At 70.2% G+C, this 15549-nt stretch carries 13 protein-coding genes and 17 tRNA genes; 4 read left to right on the top strand and 26 right to left on the bottom strand.

What is annotated here, in order from left to right; genetic code table 11:
- Positions 1–2 precede the first annotated feature (2 nt).
- The 20 genes from BM339_RS33675 to BM339_RS33600 form a co-directional block, all read right to left on the bottom strand.
- The gene (locus tag BM339_RS33675; protein WP_143118710.1) at positions 3–1613 is read right to left on the bottom strand and encodes a hypothetical protein; all 1611 of its coding nucleotides are present in this window, start codon (positions 1611–1613) and stop codon (positions 3–5) included.
- A gap of 244 nt (positions 1614–1857) precedes the next feature.
- Positions 1858–2124 (bottom strand): hypothetical protein, encoded by a 267-nt coding sequence (locus BM339_RS33670; RefSeq protein WP_075023463.1) that lies wholly within the window; start codon positions 2122–2124, stop codon positions 1858–1860.
- A 55-nt stretch (positions 2125–2179) separates the two neighbouring features.
- Positions 2180–3031 carry an alpha/beta fold hydrolase gene (locus BM339_RS33665; protein ID WP_075023462.1) on the bottom strand — a complete coding sequence of 284 codons (852 nt, stop codon included), beginning with the start codon at positions 3029–3031 and terminating at the stop codon, positions 2180–2182.
- A gap of 285 nt (positions 3032–3316) precedes the next feature.
- Positions 3317–3389 (bottom strand) — tRNA-Arg (locus tag BM339_RS33660).
- A gap of 30 nt (positions 3390–3419) precedes the next feature.
- A tRNA-Asn gene (locus BM339_RS33655) sits at positions 3420–3493 on the bottom strand.
- A 32-nt stretch (positions 3494–3525) separates the two neighbouring features.
- Positions 3526–3599, bottom strand: a tRNA-Met gene (locus BM339_RS50275).
- Positions 3600–3634: 35 nt separating this feature from the next.
- Positions 3635–3709: transfer RNA gene (locus BM339_RS33650), tRNA-Glu, on the bottom strand.
- Positions 3710–3735: 26 nt separating this feature from the next.
- Positions 3736–3810, bottom strand: a tRNA-Glu gene (locus BM339_RS33645).
- A 1-nt stretch (position 3811) separates the two neighbouring features.
- A tRNA-Lys gene (locus BM339_RS33640) sits at positions 3812–3885 on the bottom strand.
- A gap of 7 nt (positions 3886–3892) precedes the next feature.
- Positions 3893–3981 (bottom strand) — tRNA-Ser (locus tag BM339_RS33635).
- Between the two features lies 1 nt (position 3982).
- Positions 3983–4072 (bottom strand) — tRNA-Ser (locus tag BM339_RS50270).
- 15 nt (positions 4073–4087) lie between these two features.
- Positions 4088–4162, bottom strand: a tRNA-Leu gene (locus BM339_RS33630).
- Between the two features lies 1 nt (position 4163).
- A tRNA-Gly gene (locus tag BM339_RS33625) sits at positions 4164–4238 on the bottom strand.
- A 5-nt stretch (positions 4239–4243) separates the two neighbouring features.
- Positions 4244–4317: transfer RNA gene (locus BM339_RS50265), tRNA-Thr, on the bottom strand.
- Positions 4318–4323: 6 nt separating this feature from the next.
- Positions 4324–4401, bottom strand: a tRNA-Ser gene (locus tag BM339_RS33620).
- Positions 4402–4485: 84 nt separating this feature from the next.
- A tRNA-Gln gene (locus BM339_RS33615) sits at positions 4486–4558 on the bottom strand.
- A gap of 96 nt (positions 4559–4654) precedes the next feature.
- Positions 4655–4738 (bottom strand) — tRNA-Leu (locus BM339_RS33610).
- Positions 4739–4871: 133 nt separating this feature from the next.
- Positions 4872–4944: transfer RNA gene (locus tag BM339_RS50260), tRNA-Pro, on the bottom strand.
- Between the two features lie 57 nt (positions 4945–5001).
- A tRNA-Ala gene (locus BM339_RS33605) sits at positions 5002–5073 on the bottom strand.
- Between the two features lie 171 nt (positions 5074–5244).
- Positions 5245–5316: transfer RNA gene (locus BM339_RS33600), tRNA-Trp, on the bottom strand.
- Between the two features lie 498 nt (positions 5317–5814).
- Here BM339_RS33600 and BM339_RS33595 point away from each other — a divergent pair.
- The 3 genes from BM339_RS33595 (at position 5815) to BM339_RS33585 (ending at position 9274) form a co-directional block, all read left to right on the top strand.
- Positions 5815–6402, top strand: coding sequence for a GNAT family N-acetyltransferase (locus BM339_RS33595; RefSeq protein ID WP_200871848.1), 588 nt, complete (start codon positions 5815–5817; stop codon positions 6400–6402).
- A 458-nt stretch (positions 6403–6860) separates the two neighbouring features.
- A complete protein-coding gene (locus BM339_RS33590; RefSeq protein ID WP_218163822.1) occupies positions 6861–8030 on the top strand; it encodes a glycosyltransferase family 4 protein in 1170 nt (389 codons plus the stop codon).
- Positions 8009–9274, top strand: coding sequence for an MFS transporter (locus BM339_RS33585; protein ID WP_075023461.1), 1266 nt, complete (start codon positions 8009–8011; stop codon positions 9272–9274). Before BM339_RS33590 ends, BM339_RS33585 begins: the two co-directional genes overlap by 22 nt.
- On the opposite strand, the gene BM339_RS33580 is transcribed toward BM339_RS33585, so the two are convergent.
- Positions 9267–10733 carry an MFS transporter gene (locus BM339_RS33580; RefSeq protein ID WP_021593433.1) on the bottom strand — a complete coding sequence of 489 codons (1467 nt, stop codon included), beginning with the start codon at positions 10731–10733 and terminating at the stop codon, positions 9267–9269. The two genes, BM339_RS33585 and BM339_RS33580, sit on opposite strands and share 8 nt — an antisense overlap.
- 14 nt (positions 10734–10747) lie before the next feature.
- Positions 10748–11377, bottom strand: coding sequence for a hemerythrin domain-containing protein (locus tag BM339_RS33575; protein ID WP_075023460.1), 630 nt, complete (start codon positions 11375–11377; stop codon positions 10748–10750).
- A 166-nt stretch (positions 11378–11543) separates the two neighbouring features.
- On the opposite strand from BM339_RS33575, the gene sigJ reads away from it, so the two are divergent.
- On the top strand, positions 11544–12464 hold the full coding sequence (sigJ, locus tag BM339_RS33570; protein WP_075023459.1) for an RNA polymerase sigma factor SigJ: 921 nt from the start codon (positions 11544–11546) through the stop codon (positions 12462–12464).
- A gap of 3 nt (positions 12465–12467) precedes the next feature.
- Here the strand turns inward: sigJ and BM339_RS33565 are convergent, their stop codons facing one another.
- Genes BM339_RS33565 through cysT form a run of 4 tightly spaced genes read right to left on the bottom strand, consistent with a single transcriptional unit; the run spans position 12468 to position 15544 of the window.
- Positions 12468–12947: an RrF2 family transcriptional regulator gene (locus BM339_RS33565; protein WP_075023458.1), complete on the bottom strand. Its 480-nt coding sequence runs from the start codon at positions 12945–12947 to the stop codon at positions 12468–12470.
- Entirely contained in the window at positions 12947–13918 is a 972-nt protein-coding gene (locus BM339_RS33560) for a sulfate/molybdate ABC transporter ATP-binding protein (protein ID WP_075023457.1), read from the bottom strand. The genes BM339_RS33565 and BM339_RS33560 overlap by 1 nt, the downstream gene beginning before the upstream one ends.
- Positions 13918–14706: a sulfate ABC transporter permease gene (locus BM339_RS33555; RefSeq protein WP_075023456.1), complete on the bottom strand. Its 789-nt coding sequence runs from the start codon at positions 14704–14706 to the stop codon at positions 13918–13920. The genes BM339_RS33560 and BM339_RS33555 overlap by 1 nt, the downstream gene beginning before the upstream one ends.
- Positions 14699–15544, bottom strand: coding sequence for a sulfate ABC transporter permease subunit CysT (cysT, locus tag BM339_RS33550; RefSeq protein ID WP_177287846.1), 846 nt, complete (start codon positions 15542–15544; stop codon positions 14699–14701). The genes BM339_RS33555 and cysT overlap by 8 nt, the downstream gene beginning before the upstream one ends.
- Positions 15545–15549: the final 5 nt, after the last annotated feature.

Genomic DNA, 15549 nt, shown 5'->3' with positions numbered 1-15549 from the left:
AGTTACTCCAGTGTGGTGTAGCGAGGCCGTATTGCAGTCTTGAACTCCTGGAGAGTCAACGGCGCAGGATGCCTCTCGTTCCAAGGATTACGCAGGTGCAGCCGCCCTTGATCGTCGATCCTGGTCACCTCGTAGGCATGGTTCGCAACGAGCTTTGCGGGAAGCGCTGATTCACCTTTAAGCAACTCTCGGCTTCCGACCAGTATCGGCTTGTTCTGGGAGAGTTGCCCCGCGATCTCGTCATGGAGTCGACGGTCCGCGCTACGGCCTTGGTTGTCGTATCCGTTAGGGAATCGTACCGTCTTGGCGGGACGTCCAGTGAGTTGCGTGAGCAGTTCGGCGCGCTCGCCAGGGTTAGTGCCCTGATTCAGTCGCACATAGCCTGTCGGCGCATCCCCGGGATGGCCCTGGACGTTCCAGAGTTCGGTCGCCCGTGCCTGGCGCCGGGCGCTCCAGGTCTGATCCGCCCCCGCGATCGCCTTCTCCAGCACCGGCGCCCAAGCCACACCTGCCGAAGTCGTCCTGGCGAAAGAAGGCGTATCAGGTTCCTGATCTTTGATCGGGAGTTCGGGGGTGACCGTCAATGTGATCGGGCGTCCGGTCGGCACATAGCACTGCTTCGAAGGCGAGTACTTCGCCTCGTGCAAGCTCACCTCATAGTTGCCGTCGCCGGTTTCCCGAACGCGGTCGCGGATCGCCTCGGGACTGTGTCCGGCGACGGCCCCCAACGTGGAAATGATGCCGCAGTCACCGAGCGTCCCCTGCTGCGTCTGTTCACGCGTGGGCTCTCCCTTGAAGAGCGGTGTGCGAGTACCATCGGCACGCTCCAGCGGCGCGCCGTAACGATCGGGAGTCAGAAGTGGATCCCCCTTGGGATCCTGAAAGTCTGGCCGGTCGACCGTACCTGCCAACTCTTTGTGTTTATCACTCAATTCCAACTTGGCGGCGATCTGCTTCAGCCGATCCGAGATACCGCGTTCGAGAGCGACTTCGTCGGACTCGGCCATGCGCCCGTCGTCGTCGGCAGGTCCATCGCCCGAGATCCTCCTGTCAAAGTCGTCCGGAGTGTCGGCGGCGATGCCGCCGCCCTCAGCAGGCGCCATGACCTCATCAGGCTCCTGCGACCCGCCTTCTTGTCGGGCGGGCTCCCGGGCTCGGGCAAGGCTCTCCAACCGCGACTCCCTGCTGGGAGAGCCAGGGGTGTCGGCCCGTGACGTGGACGGCTGCTCATCTGATGCGTCCTCGCCGCCCGCATCGGATTTCTTTCCGGCGCCGCGCTCACCTTCGTTTGTCAGCGATTTGACGGCGTCTTGCTTCTCACCCTCGGACGCGGGCCCTGGCTCACCTGAACCGTCCGTCTTCACCTCGCCACTCCCGGCCTGTGCCGGTTTGCAGCGACGTTCACCGGCGGGCCCGGCGCTGCTGTCATTGTCCTCGGTCTTTTGCGTCCCGTCCTCTTGCTGGACGGGTTGGCGGGCACGAGCGAGGCTCTCCAGGCGGGACGGCTGACCGGGCGACCCGGGTTTATCAGGCGGAGGCGCGGGCGGCTTGCCAGGCGGTTCGGGCTGGTCGGCGTTCTCAACCTTGGTGTCGGTCCCGGTGGGACGGTCCATGCCTACGCTTCGCCCCTTCCGCAGTTGATCCCCGGCGACGGCCGGCCTCGCCTCGTTCTCACGAACCGGCAGTGCCCGGTGAAGCAGGGGCGGGCATCCGGCCACATCGCCGACCATGAAAGCGTGAAAGCTTGGAAATTGCACGTTTCGATCTCATGCACCCGCACCCGCACCCGCACCCGCTCTGCCATAGGCGGACAACCTGGCGGCAACGGGCGGGCAAGGACAGGACAGTCGCGGTGTGTCACCCGACGCGGCGCCGCCTCAACCCTTCGAGCCACCCCCGCACCTGCTCGTCGTCATGCAGGTAAGGCCCTCCGGGCCCCGCCCTCAGATCAATTCCGCAGAGGAGATCAAGCGCCCAGCGGGACAGTTCGTCCCATTCGAGTTCGTCATCGAGGAGCCAGCGCCCGGCCCACAAGTCAGCCGCACCGCGGCTCACCCGCCCACCGGCCACGGCGGCGAGCCAAGCCTCGATCTCATCCAGGTCCGGCTGGTCACCGCCACTCACGGACGCACCGTATCCAGGACGGGGTCATCGCATGAGCGACTCACCGCACTCGACCTCAGAAGAGGGACGGGGTTGGCGGAGTCACGTCGTCGAAGAACGCGGTCACCATCGGCACCAGTACCGCCGACTGCCCGAAGACGCCGATGTGCGATGTCGCCGGCAGGATCACCAATCGCGCGGCCGGAGCATCCTGCAACGTCCCCGGCGCTGCGGCCTCCTCGTCTCCGCCGCCGAGCAGCTTGAACATCGCCAGAGCGTGCTCCGGCTTCACGGCATCCGCGTCACCGACGACGACCAGCGCCTTCGCGGATATCGAACGCATCTCGGCGTCGCTGATGTTCTGGTCTTCGATGCCCAGGACCTTCATCTTCTCCACATAGGCATCGAACGCCGCACGGTCCGGCGTGTGGCGCATGAACGCCTCCTCGACGGGCGTACCGGCGAACGCCGTGGCATCGAGATCCGCGATGGCCTCCATCACCGACGGGTACCAGCCGTCCTGACGGTAGGCGGCGGACAGCGAGATCAGCTTATTGACGAGCGACGGGTGACGAAGTGCGAGCTGTAGCGCGACCCCGCCGCCTTGCGAGTAGCCCATCACGTCCGCGCGCTCCACGTTCAACGCGCGCAGCAGCGCAGCGGCATCGTCACCGAACTGCTCGTAGGACATCCTGCGGGAAGTATCCGGAGTGCGTCCGTGCCCTTGCTGATCGAAGACGATCACAACACGCTCGCCCACAAAGGCAGACACCCACGGCCTCATCGGGTCAGTGGCCATGAACGAGCCCGGAATGAGCAGCAACGGAGTACTTCCCGCCTCCCCGAGGTCGCCATACACCTCGTAGTAGAGGCTCAACCCATTGATCGGCAGATGACCACTCCGCGAAGGCGCCGCTGCTGCTGTCATCTCGACTCCCCAATCCACACCAGCAGGATCAGCGGAGGGCAATGATTCGGACAATTTCTAGAGTGCCCGCTGGTGCCAGTGGTCTTCCATAATGGCGCCAAGCCCGAGGTCGTGTCCTGGCGCGGTGCAAGGCGGCCGTCCGAGCGCTGCTGCGGCTGGGGGCCAACGCCACACGGATGCAGGCGGCCTGGGCCGACATCATGCCAAGACGACTCGGCATGCACGTGCAGACTCCACAGTGGAGAACGTCTTCGGACTCAGGCCGACATCACGATCGATGCCACGTACCCCCTGCAGGAATCGAACCTGCGGCCTCCCGGTCCGGAGCCGGGCGCTCTGTCCCCTGAGCTAAGAGGGTGTGCGCAATAGCGGATCCAGGTGAGTGCGGCTCCGGTGGCAGGATTCGAACCTGCGCCTGACGGGTTAACAGCCCGCTGCCCTGCCGGAGTGGGCGACACCGGATCGGCGATGACCCGCCGGGTCGGCGAGTTCAGTAGCGGAGGCGGGAGTCGAACCCGCGTCGCAGGGCTTATGAGGCCCGGCTGGAACCACCTCCAGTCCACTCCGCACCGCGCGCCCGTCCCGTCTCGCGACGGGCGCGGCTGGTAGCCCCGGCGGGACTCGAACCCGCTCCGCGAGGGTGAAAACCTCGCAACCTAACCCATGGTCGACGGGGCCATCGGCGATCGACGCACGCTTTCTTGTAGCCCGTGTCGGATTCGAACCGACGTCCTTCCGGCTGAGAACCGGACGTCCTTACCTGGCTAGACCAACGGGCCGTGCCGCCCAGAGGATTCGAACCCCTTCACCCCGGCGTAAGAGACCGGTGCCCCGTCCCAACAGGCGCGAGCGGCGAGAACGCGGAGGAGAGGGGAGTCGAACCCATAAGGCGGCCTTCACCGCTCACTCGTTTTCGAGACGAGCGCCGTCACCGATCGGCTTGCTCCTCCTTGGCGGAAAGCCGGGGATTCGAACCCCGCCGCGACGTGTCACCGCGTACGCCGCTTCCAACGGCGCTCCTCGACCAACCGGACGCTTTCCCTGAATGGTGCTGCGTACCGTCCCAGGGATTCGAACCCTGAACCTCCTGGACCTGACCCAGGCGCCTCTACCAGATTGGGCTAGGACGGCTTGGAGTGGGTGACGGGAATCGAACCCGCCCTCCCGGCATGGCAAGCCGGGGTGCCACCGACAACACTTCACCCACATGCGAGCCCCCGGCGGGAGTCGAACCCGCCGTCTCCTCCATACCAAGGAGGTGCCCCCACCTCGGGGACGTCGAGGGCCTGACGCGCTCCGGGAGCAGGACTCGAACCTGCGAGGACGTGATCCAAAGTCACGCTGCCGACTCCGTCGCGGCTTTCCGGACCGTGGAGCCGCCCCCCGGTGTCGAACCGGACCGCCCGCCGTACGAAGGCGGGGCCGCAAGCCGTGCACGGCGGCATGGTGCTGAGCTGCCGGAGCAGGATTCGAACCTGCAACTGCCCGCTCCAGAGGCGGGTGTCCTACCAATTAGACGATCCGGCATCGCGATGGGCCAGTTCGGCACCGACAAACGTCCGGCCCGATGGGGAACCTGGCCTGGCTCATGGAATACCAGCCGGGCTCCCCCTGGTAGCCAAGTACGGGAGACAGGAGTCGAACCTGCATGAGCTGCTGCTCGCCGGGGTTTGAGCCCGGTGCGTCTCGCCATTTCGCCACTCCCGCGCGCCTCCGGTAGGGCTCGAACCCACACCATCCCGGTTAAGAGCCGGGTGCTCTTCACTCCGGTGCTCTACTACATGAGCTAAAGGACCGTGCCGGCCGGCCAGTGACCATCCGCCTCCTCGTGGCTGCTCCGTCGGGACGCACGGACTCGAACCGCGTGTCTCCTGCTCCCAAGGCAGGCGGGGCACCTCATCCCCTTCATCCCGTTGCAGGTCTCGCTGCGCCGAGCCCGGGTCCACCCGACCCAACGCGATCCCCTGACGTGGACCAACCGGGATTCGAACCCGGAATTCCTGTGTGCAAAACAGGCGTGATCCCATTGTCACTACCGGCCCATGGCGCCTCTCGCAAGGCGAGAGGCGCAAGGTTTCTCAACGTCGGCGGCACCCCGAGGTGCAGCCGACATCGGACTGGGAACGGAAGTGTTCCCAGCTTTGCGTTCTCCACTGTGGAGTTATCAATGCGAACGAGTTCGCTACAAGTCCGCCGCTCGTAAGCGGGGGTCGCATGGGTGGCAGGACTCGAACCTGCATCCCGCCGGTTTTGGAGACCGGCCGCCTAACCATTGGCTCACCCACATGCAAGAGGCCGCCCCGGGAACGTCTCCCGGGGCGGCCTCTGAAGGAACCTTGAATGTCCCTATCCAGAAGCGACTCCGGAGATGACGCAACCGCCACGCCGTTGGAACGCGCAGTTCCACAGCTTCGGTTCGGCGGTCAACCTGATCACCTTGCTTCATCCCTTCCTGGTCTCTTCTCAACGTCTATATACATGAAAGGGCACATAGCCCCGACCCGTCAACGACTTTTTCCCTACCCTTGTGACCTGCGCATTCGCCGAAGCCTTGCCTGTGTCGTCGGCTCGCCAGGACCACTCGCCCCTGTTAGACCCTCCGAGGTGGCACTCGGTTCCAAGCCGCCCCGAAGCCAGTTGGTGGGCAAGCTCGGCTGCATCCACACCCCGCGCCCACCACCACGATCGGCTGAGGCGAGTCGCGTAGGGCGATCGCCCGCGTCGTTGTCGGGGACGTCGCACGCAGTAATCAGTTTTGTGCGTCACCACACCTACCTGTAAGCATGAAGCTCATGCGCCACCCTTTTGACTCGCTGGACTGGCCGATTGCCACCGACCGACTGCTGTTGCGCCGGACTACCCCGGACGACCTGGACGCGACCTGGGCCTTCCGGCAACTGCCGGAGGTCCATGAATGGGTCACGGCCGCCACGACGACGTACGACGACTACCGTGAGCGCTTTCTCCGCGAGGAGCGGCTCGCAGACCTGCTCGTCATCGAGCTGGACGGCCGGGTGATCGGCGACCTGACGCTGCAGGTCCAGGACGCCTGGGCCCAGGAGGAGGTCGCTGACCAGGCGAAAAGCGTCCAAGGAGAGCTCGGGTGGACGTTGGACCCCTCTTACGGCGGCAAGGGCTACGCCACGGAAGCGGTACGCGCCCTCATCGACGTCTCCTTCCGCCGTCTTGGCCTGCGCCGCCTGCACGCGGAGTGTTTCTACGACAACGAGGCTTCGTGGCGGCTGATGGAGCGGGTTGGGATGCGCCGCGAACAGCACACGGTGAAAGACTCCCTCCACCGCGCCAAGGGATGGCTCGACGGTCTCTCGTACGCGCTCCTGGCCGAGGAATGGCCCACTCCCGAGCGATAGTTCTGGGGCTGCTGTTGGACGGGTTCTTGGGAGCGGGATCGGCTCTCTGTGCGGGATGGTTGGCCGGGGGAACCGGGGTTGTGCCGGGGGCTTGGGGTGGTCCGGCTTCGCGGGCCTGGTGTCGGTTCCGGTGGGATGCTCCACGCCCACGCTTCGGCCTTTCGCAGATGACCCCGGCAACTGGCCCGTCTCCCGGCGCGGGCCGGACGTGCCCGGTGGCGTCAGGGGGCCGTCGTCCATGACAGCGTGATCCTCGCGGACTGGACGTCTTGTTGATCAGTCCGTGGGTGTGGGGGGAACGGCGGGGCACTTCCAGGGGCCGTTCGGCTAGATCGTCACCAATGGGGCGGCCTCTTTCTGAAAGTGCTGGTCAGGGGCGGGTAAATGGCGTATGCCGGGGGTTCGCGGGGCGGGCAAGGGGTTGGTTGGGACGCGTTCTGCTGGGAAATCGTGTCGGCATGGAGATCCCGCGGACGTTGGTCGTGAGCGGGCACTTTCCGCCGGAGCCCGGAGGGGTGCAGACGTTCACGTGGGAGCTGGTGCGGCGGCTGCCCGCCGACCGGCTCGTCGTCGTGGCGCCCGCGTGGCCAGGGGCCGCGGAGTTCGACGCGGGGCTGGGGTTTCCCGTCGTGCGGCGGCACGGGTACCTGCTGTTCCGGGGGCTGCGGGGGCTCGTCGTCCGGCATCGGCTGGAGGCCGGGTGGATCACGGCGGTGGCGCCGTTCGGGCTGTACGGGCCGCTGGTGCGGGCGGCCGGGGTGCGGCGGCTGGTCGGGTCGGCGCATGGGCAGGAGCTGGGGTGGCTGCGGGCGCCGCCGACGCGGGCGGCGCTGCGGGGGGTGGCGCGGTCGTTCGACGTTCTCACGCATCTCAGCGCGACGACGCTGCCGGAGCTGGCGGACGCCGTGGGCGACAGGGTGCGGCTGGTGCGGCTCGCCGGCGCGGTGGACACGCTGCGGTTCCGGCCTGACCTGGACGGGTTGTCGGTCCGCCGGAGGCACGGCCTCGGGCAGGGGCCGGTGGTGCTGAGCGTCGCCCGGCTCGTCCGGCGCAAGGGGCACGACGTGCTCATCCGGGCGTGGGGCGACGTGGTCCGCAGGCGCCCGGACGCGCGGCTGGTGATCGTCGGGGACGGTCCGATGCGCAGGAGGCTGGCCGAGCTGGCGGACCGGGAGGCGCCCGGGACGGTCACGCTGACCGGGCCCGTGTCCGCCGCCGACCTGCCCCGCTACTACGCCGCCGCGGACGTGTTCGCGCTGCCGTGCCGTGACGACCGGCGCGGGTTGCAGACCGAGGGGCTCGGCCTGTCGGTGCTGGAGGCGTCGGCGGCGGGGCTGCCGGTGGTGGTCGGGCGGTCCGGCGGCAGCCCCGAGTCTCTGGTCGACGGCCGGACGGGCGTGCTGCTCGACGCGTCTGGCCCGGACGAGCTGGCGCTCACCCTGCACCGGCTGCTCGCGTCCCCCCGCCGCGCCGCCGCGATGGGCGCCGCCGGGCGGCGCTGGACGTGCGAGCGCTGGAGCTGGGACGCCGCCGCGGCCCGGCTCGCCGCCCTGCTGAACGGCTCCGCCCTCGCCGCGCCGCACGACACTCCGGGGATGGAGCCCGCATGGGACTCAAGGAGCAGCTGAACAGGCGCGACTTCCGGCGGCTCATCATCGGCCAGACGGTCTCCTCGTTCGGCGACTGGATGGGCACGCTGGCGCTGATGTACTTCGTCCTGGAGCTGAGCGGCTCCACGACGGCGGTCGGTGGAGTGCTGGTTCTGCGGCTGCTCCCGTCGGCGCTGGGCGCGCCGGTCGCGGCCCGGGTGGTGACGCGGTGGCGGCGGCGCAGCGTGATGCTGTGGTCGGACCTGATCAGGACGGGCATGGCGCTGGCGCTGCCGGTCGTGCCGTGGCTGGTGTGGGTGTACTTCTGGGCGTTCCTGATCGAGGTGGTCGGCCTGGTGTTCCTGCCGGCCCGGGACGCGGCGGTGCCGTTCCTCATCGAGGACGACGAGGAGGAGCACGACACCGGCACGCTGGAGATCGCCAACGGCATCACGATGGCGACGTCGTACGGGATGATCCCGGTGGGCGCGGGGGCGTTCGGGCTGCTGCTGTGGCTGTCGAACTCCGCGGGCTGGGAGGGCAACTGGCGGTACGTGCTGGTGTTCTGGCTGAACGCCGCCACGTATCTGGTGTCGTACGCCGCCATCCGGTCCATCCCCGATCTCGGGCCGGGTCCGCGCGAGCGGCGGGAGACCGCGCGGGAGGCGCCGCACGCCGGGTTCCTCGCGGCGCTGCGGCTTCCGGTGGTGCGGGGGGTGCTGCCCGGCGTCGCGGTCGTGGCGCTCGGGCTGGGCGCGCTGTTCTCGCTGGGCGTGGTGTTCGTGCGGAACGTCCTGGGCGCGGGGGCGGTCGGCTTCGGTGCCCTGGTGGTGCTGTTCGGGGTGGGCGCCATCGCCGGGCTGCTCCTGATCCACCGCAAGGCGGGGGACCTCATGACGCAGGTCCGGGCGGGGACGGCGGCGCAGGGCATCGTGATCGCCCTGATGGGGGGCCTCGGGTCGCCGGTGTGGTCGTTCGTCGGGGCGGTGGTGTTCGGTGCCGCGGCGACGAGCGCCCTGGTCGGCGGGATCACGTTCTTCCAGGAGTCGCTCGGCGGGGTGGAGCGGAACCTGGCGCTCACGGCGTTCCACGCCGTGCTGCGGTTCGGGCTGGCGCTGGCGGCGCTGCTGGCGGGGGGCGCGGCCGACCTCCTGCGGCAGGCCGGCGCGTCCCCGCTCGGCATGGCCCCGGGCCAGTTCGTGCTGGCGGCGTCCGGGCTGATCGTCCTGCTGGGGACGTTCCTGATCCGCACCCCGGACGCCGCGCGGGTGTCGCCTACCTGACCGGTACGGGGTCGGGCTCCGCCGCCGCCTGCGCGGCGGACGCCTCTCCCCTGCTGTTGGCGGCCCACAGGGCGACGACCGCGGCGCCGACCAGGAAGAGGGAGCCGGCCAGCAGGGCCCGCGAGAAGCCCGCGGTGAGCGCCTCGGGCATCGGCGTCCGGCCGGCGACCAGGTCGTCGGTGCGGGCGGTGGCGAGCGCGGAGAAGATCGCCAGGCCGAGCGCGCCGCCGATCTGCTGCGAGGCGTTGAGGAGCGCCGCGGCGAGGCCGGCCTTGTCCGGCGGGACGTTGGCGTTGGCCGCGGTGGTGACGGCCACGAACGTGAAGCCGAGCCCGAAGGAGGTGACCATCAGGCCGGGCAGCAGGTCGGGGAGGTAGTGGCCGTCGACGGGGATGCGCGACAGCCAGTAGAGGCCGGCCGCCGCGATGAGCAGCCCGGCGATCATCAGCGGCCGGGTGCCGATGCGCGGGATGAGCTGGGAGGATCCGCCCGCGGCGATGCCGACGCCGAGGCAGAGCGGGAGGTAGGCCGAGCCGGTCTCCAGCGGCGAGTAGCCGAGGACGTTCACCATGTAGAGGCTGAGGAAGAAGAACATCGACAGGAACCCGGCGAGCGCGACGAGCTGGGTGACGTCCGCCGCCGCGAGGCCCTTGATCCGGAAGATCGACAGCGGCAGCAGCGGGTTGCGGGAGCGCTGCTCGTTGAGCACGAACGCCAGCAGGACGACGGCGGCGCCGGCCAGGCCGCCGATCGTGCGGGCCGCGTCCCAGCCGACCTCCGGCGCCTTGACCAGGGTGAAGACGAGCAGCAGCATGCCGCCGGTGACCAGCGCCGTGCCGAGGACGTCGAAGTTCGCCAGGCGGGCGCTGCGCCGGTCGCCCTCGACCAGCAGGAACAGCCCGGCGATCACCAGCGCGCAGACGGGGGCGTTCACCAGCATCACCCAGCGCCAGCCGGGCCCGTCGGTGAGGAGACCGCCGAGCAGCACGCCCGCGGCGGAGGCGGCGGCGCCCACCCCGCCCCAGACGCCGAGCGCCTTGTTGCGGTCGCCGCCCTCCTTGAACATGGTCGTCAGGATCGACAGGGCGCCCGGCAGCATCAGCGCCGCCCCGGCCCCCTGGGCGAGCCGCGCGCCGATCAGCATCCCGGACGTGGTGGCGAGGCCGCCGGCGATCGAGGAGAGCGTGACCAGCAGGGTGCCGGTCACCACGACGCGGCGGCGGCCGAGCAGATCGGCGAGCCGGCCGCCGAGCAGCATGAACCCGCCGTAGGTGAGCAGGTACCCGGACGGCACCCATTGCAGGTCCTGGACGGAGAAGTCCAGGTCGCTGCGGATGGCGGGCAGCGCCACGTTGACGATCGAGGCGTCGATGAAGTCCAGGAACGCGATGGCGCACAGCAGCGTCAGGGTCAGCTTGCCGCGCCCGGTCGCGAGGAAGGACGGTTGCGAGTCCGTCATGGGTGGGTCTCCGTTCAGTGGGCCCGCGCCGGCGACTGCCAGCGGGGGGTGCGCAGGTAGCGGGGGCGCCACACCGCGCGGTAGAGGAACCGGACGGGCGGCGGGACGACGCCGAGGACCTTGCGGCGGGTGTCCTCTCCAGCGCCGTCGAGCAGCCAGGGGAAGAACGAGGCCGCGCCGCTCACACCGAGCCGGCGGCGCTGCTCGCCGCCGAACGCGTCCCATTCGGCCTTGGTGAGCAGGTCCTGGACGAGGGGAAGCGCCAGTTCCTCCTCGTGTTCGCAGTGCGCGCCGAGCCCGTCGGCGAGCCGTTCGGCCTGGACGGCCAGCCGGGCCGCGTCCCCCGCCCGGACGGCCGCGTCGACGGCGTCGAGCAGGCCGTCGAGGCGCTCGTGCTCGGCCTCCATCTGGTCCAGGACGGCCGGGTCCGCGGCCTTGGCCCGCAGGACGGGCCACAGGTGGGTGTCCTCGGCGGTGTGGTGGATGTGCAGAAACCTCTTGAACCGGTCCCAGCCGGCCTGGACGGCCGGTCCGGCGGCGTCCCCGGCGTCCGCCATGGCGGCGAGGCGGCCGAGGTCGCGCTGGAACGCGTCGTGGACGGCGTACATGAACGTCACGTCGACGCGGTCGCGCTCTTCGCTCATTTCCGTTCCTTCGTGCCGGTGCTGTGTCGCGACCAATGAGCGGATCGGAGCGCGCGAGTGTGACGTGGCGGCCCGCCAGTGAGGCCCACATCACATTTCAGGCGGCGATGTCACACTCTGGGGGTCGGCCGCGCTCTGAGGGGGCGAGCGCAAAGGAGGTCGGGCCATGCCCGAAGGCACCGCCGGGAACACCGCAGAGGACACCGCGACCAGGGTGTTCGCCGACCATCGGGAGCTGCTGTTCTCGGTCGTCTACAACATGCTCGGGAGCGTCGCCGACACCGAGGACGTCCTGCAGGACGCGTGGCTGGCGTGGGCGGCCCGCAGCGGCGGCGCCGGGGGGATCGAGAATCCGCGCGCCTACCTGGTGCGGATCGCGGTGAACACCGCGCTGTCCCGGCAGGCGGCGATCAGCCGGCGCCGCGAGACGTACGTGGGGCCGTGGCTGCCCGAGCCGCTGGTCGAGCACGCCGACGCGGGCGACGCGGGCGACGCCGCCGAGCGCACGGAGGCGGTCTCGCTGGCGCTGCTGGTCGTCCTGGAGTCGCTCACGCCGCTGGAGCGGGCGGTGTTCGTCCTGCACGAGGTGTTCGGCTACGCGCACACCGAGATCGCGGCGATCCTGGACCGCAACCCGTCCGCGGTCCGGCAGCTCGCGCACCGCGCCCGGGGGCACGTCCACGCCCGCCGCCCCCGCTACCAGGCGGACCCGAAGGTGCAGCGGCAGGCGACGGAGCGCTTCCTCCAGGCCGCCCTCGGCGGCGACCTGGAGGCGCTGATGGACATCCTCGCGCCGGACGTGACGCTCTGGACGGACGGCGGCGGGAAGTCCCGGGGGCGGGCGGCCCTGCGTCCCGTCCACGGCAGCGACCGGGTGGCCCGCGTCATCGTCGGGACCACCGCCCGCCGGCCGAAGGACCTGGCGATCCGGTACCGGACCGTCAACGGCGACCCGTCGGCGGTGCTGTTCGACGAGGACGCGCCGTTCGCCGTCATGGTCCTCGACCTGGCCCCGGACGGCGACCGCGTCCGCGGCGTCTACGCCGTCACCAACCCGGACAAGCTCGCCCACATCGACGAGGAGTGAGCGTCAGTTCACGTTGATCGTGATGTGGCCGGCCGGTCCCCCGGTCTCGCGCGCCAGGTCCGCCAGCGCCCGCACGTGGGCGGGCAGGCGGCCGTGGGTGAGGTCCTCCAGGGTGGTCTCGTCGAGGACCCAGCGCAGGGCGGTGTCCGCGGCGTGCCAGAGCTCCTCCAGGTGCGCGGCGGCCTCCGGCGGGGCCGGCCGCTCGCGCTCCTCCCCGAACGGCGCGAAGGCGGTGTCCATGGCGCGGACGACCTCGCCGACCGTGATCTGGATCGCCGGCCGCGCGAGCCGGTAGCCGCCGTCGTTGCCGCGCTGGCTGACCACCAGCCGGGCCCGCCGCAGCTCCCCGAGGATGGTCTGCAGGAAAGTGAACGGCATCTTCTCGGCCTCCGCCAGCGCGGGCGCGCTGATCGTGGCCGGCCGGGCGTGGGCCATGGCGACGAGGGCGCGCATCGCGTAGGTGGTGCGGGCGGTGACGTACATCAGCTCGCGGGAACGGTGGCGGCCTGGCCGGCGGCCCGCACGTGGATCTCGGTGCCCGCCTCGGCGCCCAGCCGTCCCGCGGACTCCCGGGTCATCTGCGCCCAGGCGGGATCCCCGCCCTCGGCCCCCCGGACCTCGAACTCGACCCGCACCTCGAACCCGAGCCGCACCACGCGGGTGACGACCGCCGGGACGGTGCCCGGTCCCGGCTCGGCCGAGACCTCCACGTCGTGCGGCCGCAGCAGCCGGCCGCCGATCTCGGTCACCGGCCCGAGGAACCGCATCACGAACGGGGTGGCCGGGTTGTCGTAGATGTCGCCGGGCGTGCCGACCTGCCGGACGGCACCGTCGGCCAGCACGACGATCGAGTCGGCGACCTCGATCGCCTCCTCCTGGTCGTGGGTGACGAAGACGGTGGTGACGTGCACCTCGTCGTGCAGGCGCCGCAGCCAGGCCCGCAGCTCCTTGCGGACCTGGGCGTCCAGCGCGCCGAACGGCTCGTCCAGCAGCAGCACCTCGGGGTCGACGGCGAGGGCGCGGGCGAGGGCCATGCGCTGCCGCTGCCCGCCCGACAGCTGCGCCGGGTACCGCTTGGCGAACCGGTCGAGGTGGACGAGTTCCAGCAGCTCGCCGACCCGCCCGCGGATCTCGTCCTTGGGCCGCTTGCGGATCTTCAGGCCGAAGGCGACGTTCTCGAACACCGTCAGGTGCTTGAACGCGGCGTAGTGCTGGAAGACGAACCCGACGCCGCGGCGCTGCGGCGGCGTCCGCGTCGCGTCCCGCCCGGAGATCAGCACCTGGCCCGAGTCGGGGCGCTCCAGCCCGGCGATCACGCGGAGCAGGGTCGACTTGCCGCCGCCGCTCGGGCCGAGCAGCGCGGTCAGCGAGCCGGACGCGATGTCGACCGAGACGTCCCGCAGGACGGGCGCCTCCCCGAACGACTTGTTCACATCACGGATCTCGATCGCCATCAGATGCCGTCCTCGGGTCGCAGGAGCCTGGTCGCCAGCAGGCTGGCGACCGCGATCGCCGCGAGCGCGAGCGCGGCGGAGTACGAGGCGTGCACGTCGAAGTTCTCGAAGCGCTCCTCGACGAACAGGGTCAGGGTCTGGGTCTCGTCGACGGTCCGGCCGGAGACGACGGCGACCGCGCCGAACTCGCCGAGCGCGCGGGCCAGGGACAGGACGATGCCGTAGCCGAGGGCGGCCCGGATCCCGGGCAGGGTGATGCGGCGGAAGGTCTGCCAGCCGCCCGCGCCGAGGGTCCGCGCGGCCTGCTCCTGCTCGTCCCCCAGCTCCTCCAGGACGGGGACGATCGCCCGCACCACGAGCGGCAGGCAGACGAACACCGTCGCCAGCACCATTCCCGGGATGGAGAAGATGATCTGGATGCCGTTGCCCTCCAGCCAGCCGCCGAACGGGGAGAAGGCGCCGTAGACCAGGACCAGGGCGAGCCCGACCACGACCGGGGAGACCGCGAGCGGCAGGTCGATCAGCGCGTCGAACAGCCGCCTGCCCGGGAACCGGTGCCGGACGAGCAGCAGCGCGGCCAGCACGCCGAACAGCGTGTTGAGCACGACGGCCCAGCCCGCGACGATCAGGGTGACCTTGAACGCGTGCAGTGCGGAGTGGGTCGTGAGGGCGTCCGCGAAGGCGCCGAACCCGTCCCCGAACGTCCGCCAGAAGATCAACCCGACCGGGATGACCAGCAGGAACGCGAGGTAGGCGAACACGATCACGCGCAGCCCGTACTTAGCCATGGCGCGCCCCCCAGCGGCGGACGAGGTCGATCGCGAGCAGGAACACCAGCGACAGCACCAGCAGGGCGGTCGAGGTGGCCGCGGCGGCGGCGGTGTTGTCGCTCTCGATCTGGCCGAAGATGTGGACGGCGGACACCTGCGTCTTGAAGGGCACGTTCCCGGAGATCAGCACGGTCGAGCCGAACTCCGAGATCGCACGGGTGAAGGCCAGCGCGGTCCCGGCGAGCATCGCCGGGACCAGGTTCGGCAGGATGATCCGCCGGAAGATCGTCCATGGGCCGGCGCCGAGCGAGGCGGCGGCCTGCTCCATCTCCCGGTCCAGCTCCAGCAGCACCGGCTGGACGGTCCGGACCACGAACGGCAGGGTCACGAACAGCAGCGCGACGACCACGCCGGCCCGGGTGTAGGCCAGCGAGACGCCGAGCGGGCTGTCGTCGCCGTACAGGGTCAGCAGGACCAGGCCCGCCACGATGGTCGGCAGCGCGAAGGGCAGGTCGATCAGCAGGTCGATCAGGCCCTTGCCGGGGAAGTCGTCGCGGACGAGCACCCAGGCGATCAGCGTGCCCATGACCAGGTTGATCAGCGCCACCACCAATGAGGCGATGACCGTCAGCTTCAGCGCGGCCCACGCGTCCGGGGTGGTGATCGCGTCCCAGAAGGCGGCGGGGCCCTGGGAGGTGCCCTCCCACAGGACGGCGGCGAGCGGGATCAGGACCACCGCGCTCAGGAAGATGGTCGCGGTGCCCACGCCGAGCGCCGTGCCGCTCCACGCGGGCGCCGCGATCCGGCGGCCGGGCGGGGGCGCCGGCGCGGCTGTCGTCTTCTCGATCGTCGACAAGGGAT

The organism is Actinomadura madurae (assembly GCF_900115095.1).
GTDB lineage: Bacteria > Actinomycetota > Actinomycetes > Streptosporangiales > Streptosporangiaceae > Spirillospora > Spirillospora madurae.
Note: the sequence above shows the minus strand (reverse complement) of the source record. Positions and strands in the feature narration are given on the sequence as shown.

Bases quoted from the DNA above. Each gene is read 5' to 3' on its own strand.
- BM339_RS33675 (WP_143118710.1), bottom strand. From the start codon at position 1,613: ATGGACCGTCCCACCGGGACCGACACCAAGGTTGAGAACGCCGACCAG.
- BM339_RS33665 (WP_075023462.1), bottom strand. From the start codon at position 3,031: ATGACAGCAGCAGCGGCGCCTTCGCGGAGTGGTCATCTGCCGATCAAT.
- BM339_RS33595 (WP_200871848.1), top strand. From the start codon at position 5,815: ATGAAGCTCATGCGCCACCCTTTTGACTCGCTGGACTGGCCGATTGCC.
- BM339_RS33590 (WP_218163822.1), top strand. From the start codon at position 6,861: ATGGAGATCCCGCGGACGTTGGTCGTGAGCGGGCACTTTCCGCCGGAG.
- BM339_RS33585 (WP_075023461.1), top strand. From the start codon at position 8,009: ATGGGACTCAAGGAGCAGCTGAACAGGCGCGACTTCCGGCGGCTCATC.
- BM339_RS33580 (WP_021593433.1), bottom strand. From the start codon at position 10,733: ATGACGGACTCGCAACCGTCCTTCCTCGCGACCGGGCGCGGCAAGCTG.
- BM339_RS33575 (WP_075023460.1), bottom strand. From the start codon at position 11,377: ATGAGCGAAGAGCGCGACCGCGTCGACGTGACGTTCATGTACGCCGTC.
- sigJ (WP_075023459.1), top strand. From the start codon at position 11,544: ATGCCCGAAGGCACCGCCGGGAACACCGCAGAGGACACCGCGACCAGG.
- BM339_RS33565 (WP_075023458.1), bottom strand. From the start codon at position 12,947: ATGTACGTCACCGCCCGCACCACCTACGCGATGCGCGCCCTCGTCGCC.
- BM339_RS33560 (WP_075023457.1), bottom strand. From the start codon at position 13,918: ATGGCGATCGAGATCCGTGATGTGAACAAGTCGTTCGGGGAGGCGCCC.
- BM339_RS33555 (WP_075023456.1), bottom strand. From the start codon at position 14,706: ATGGCTAAGTACGGGCTGCGCGTGATCGTGTTCGCCTACCTCGCGTTC.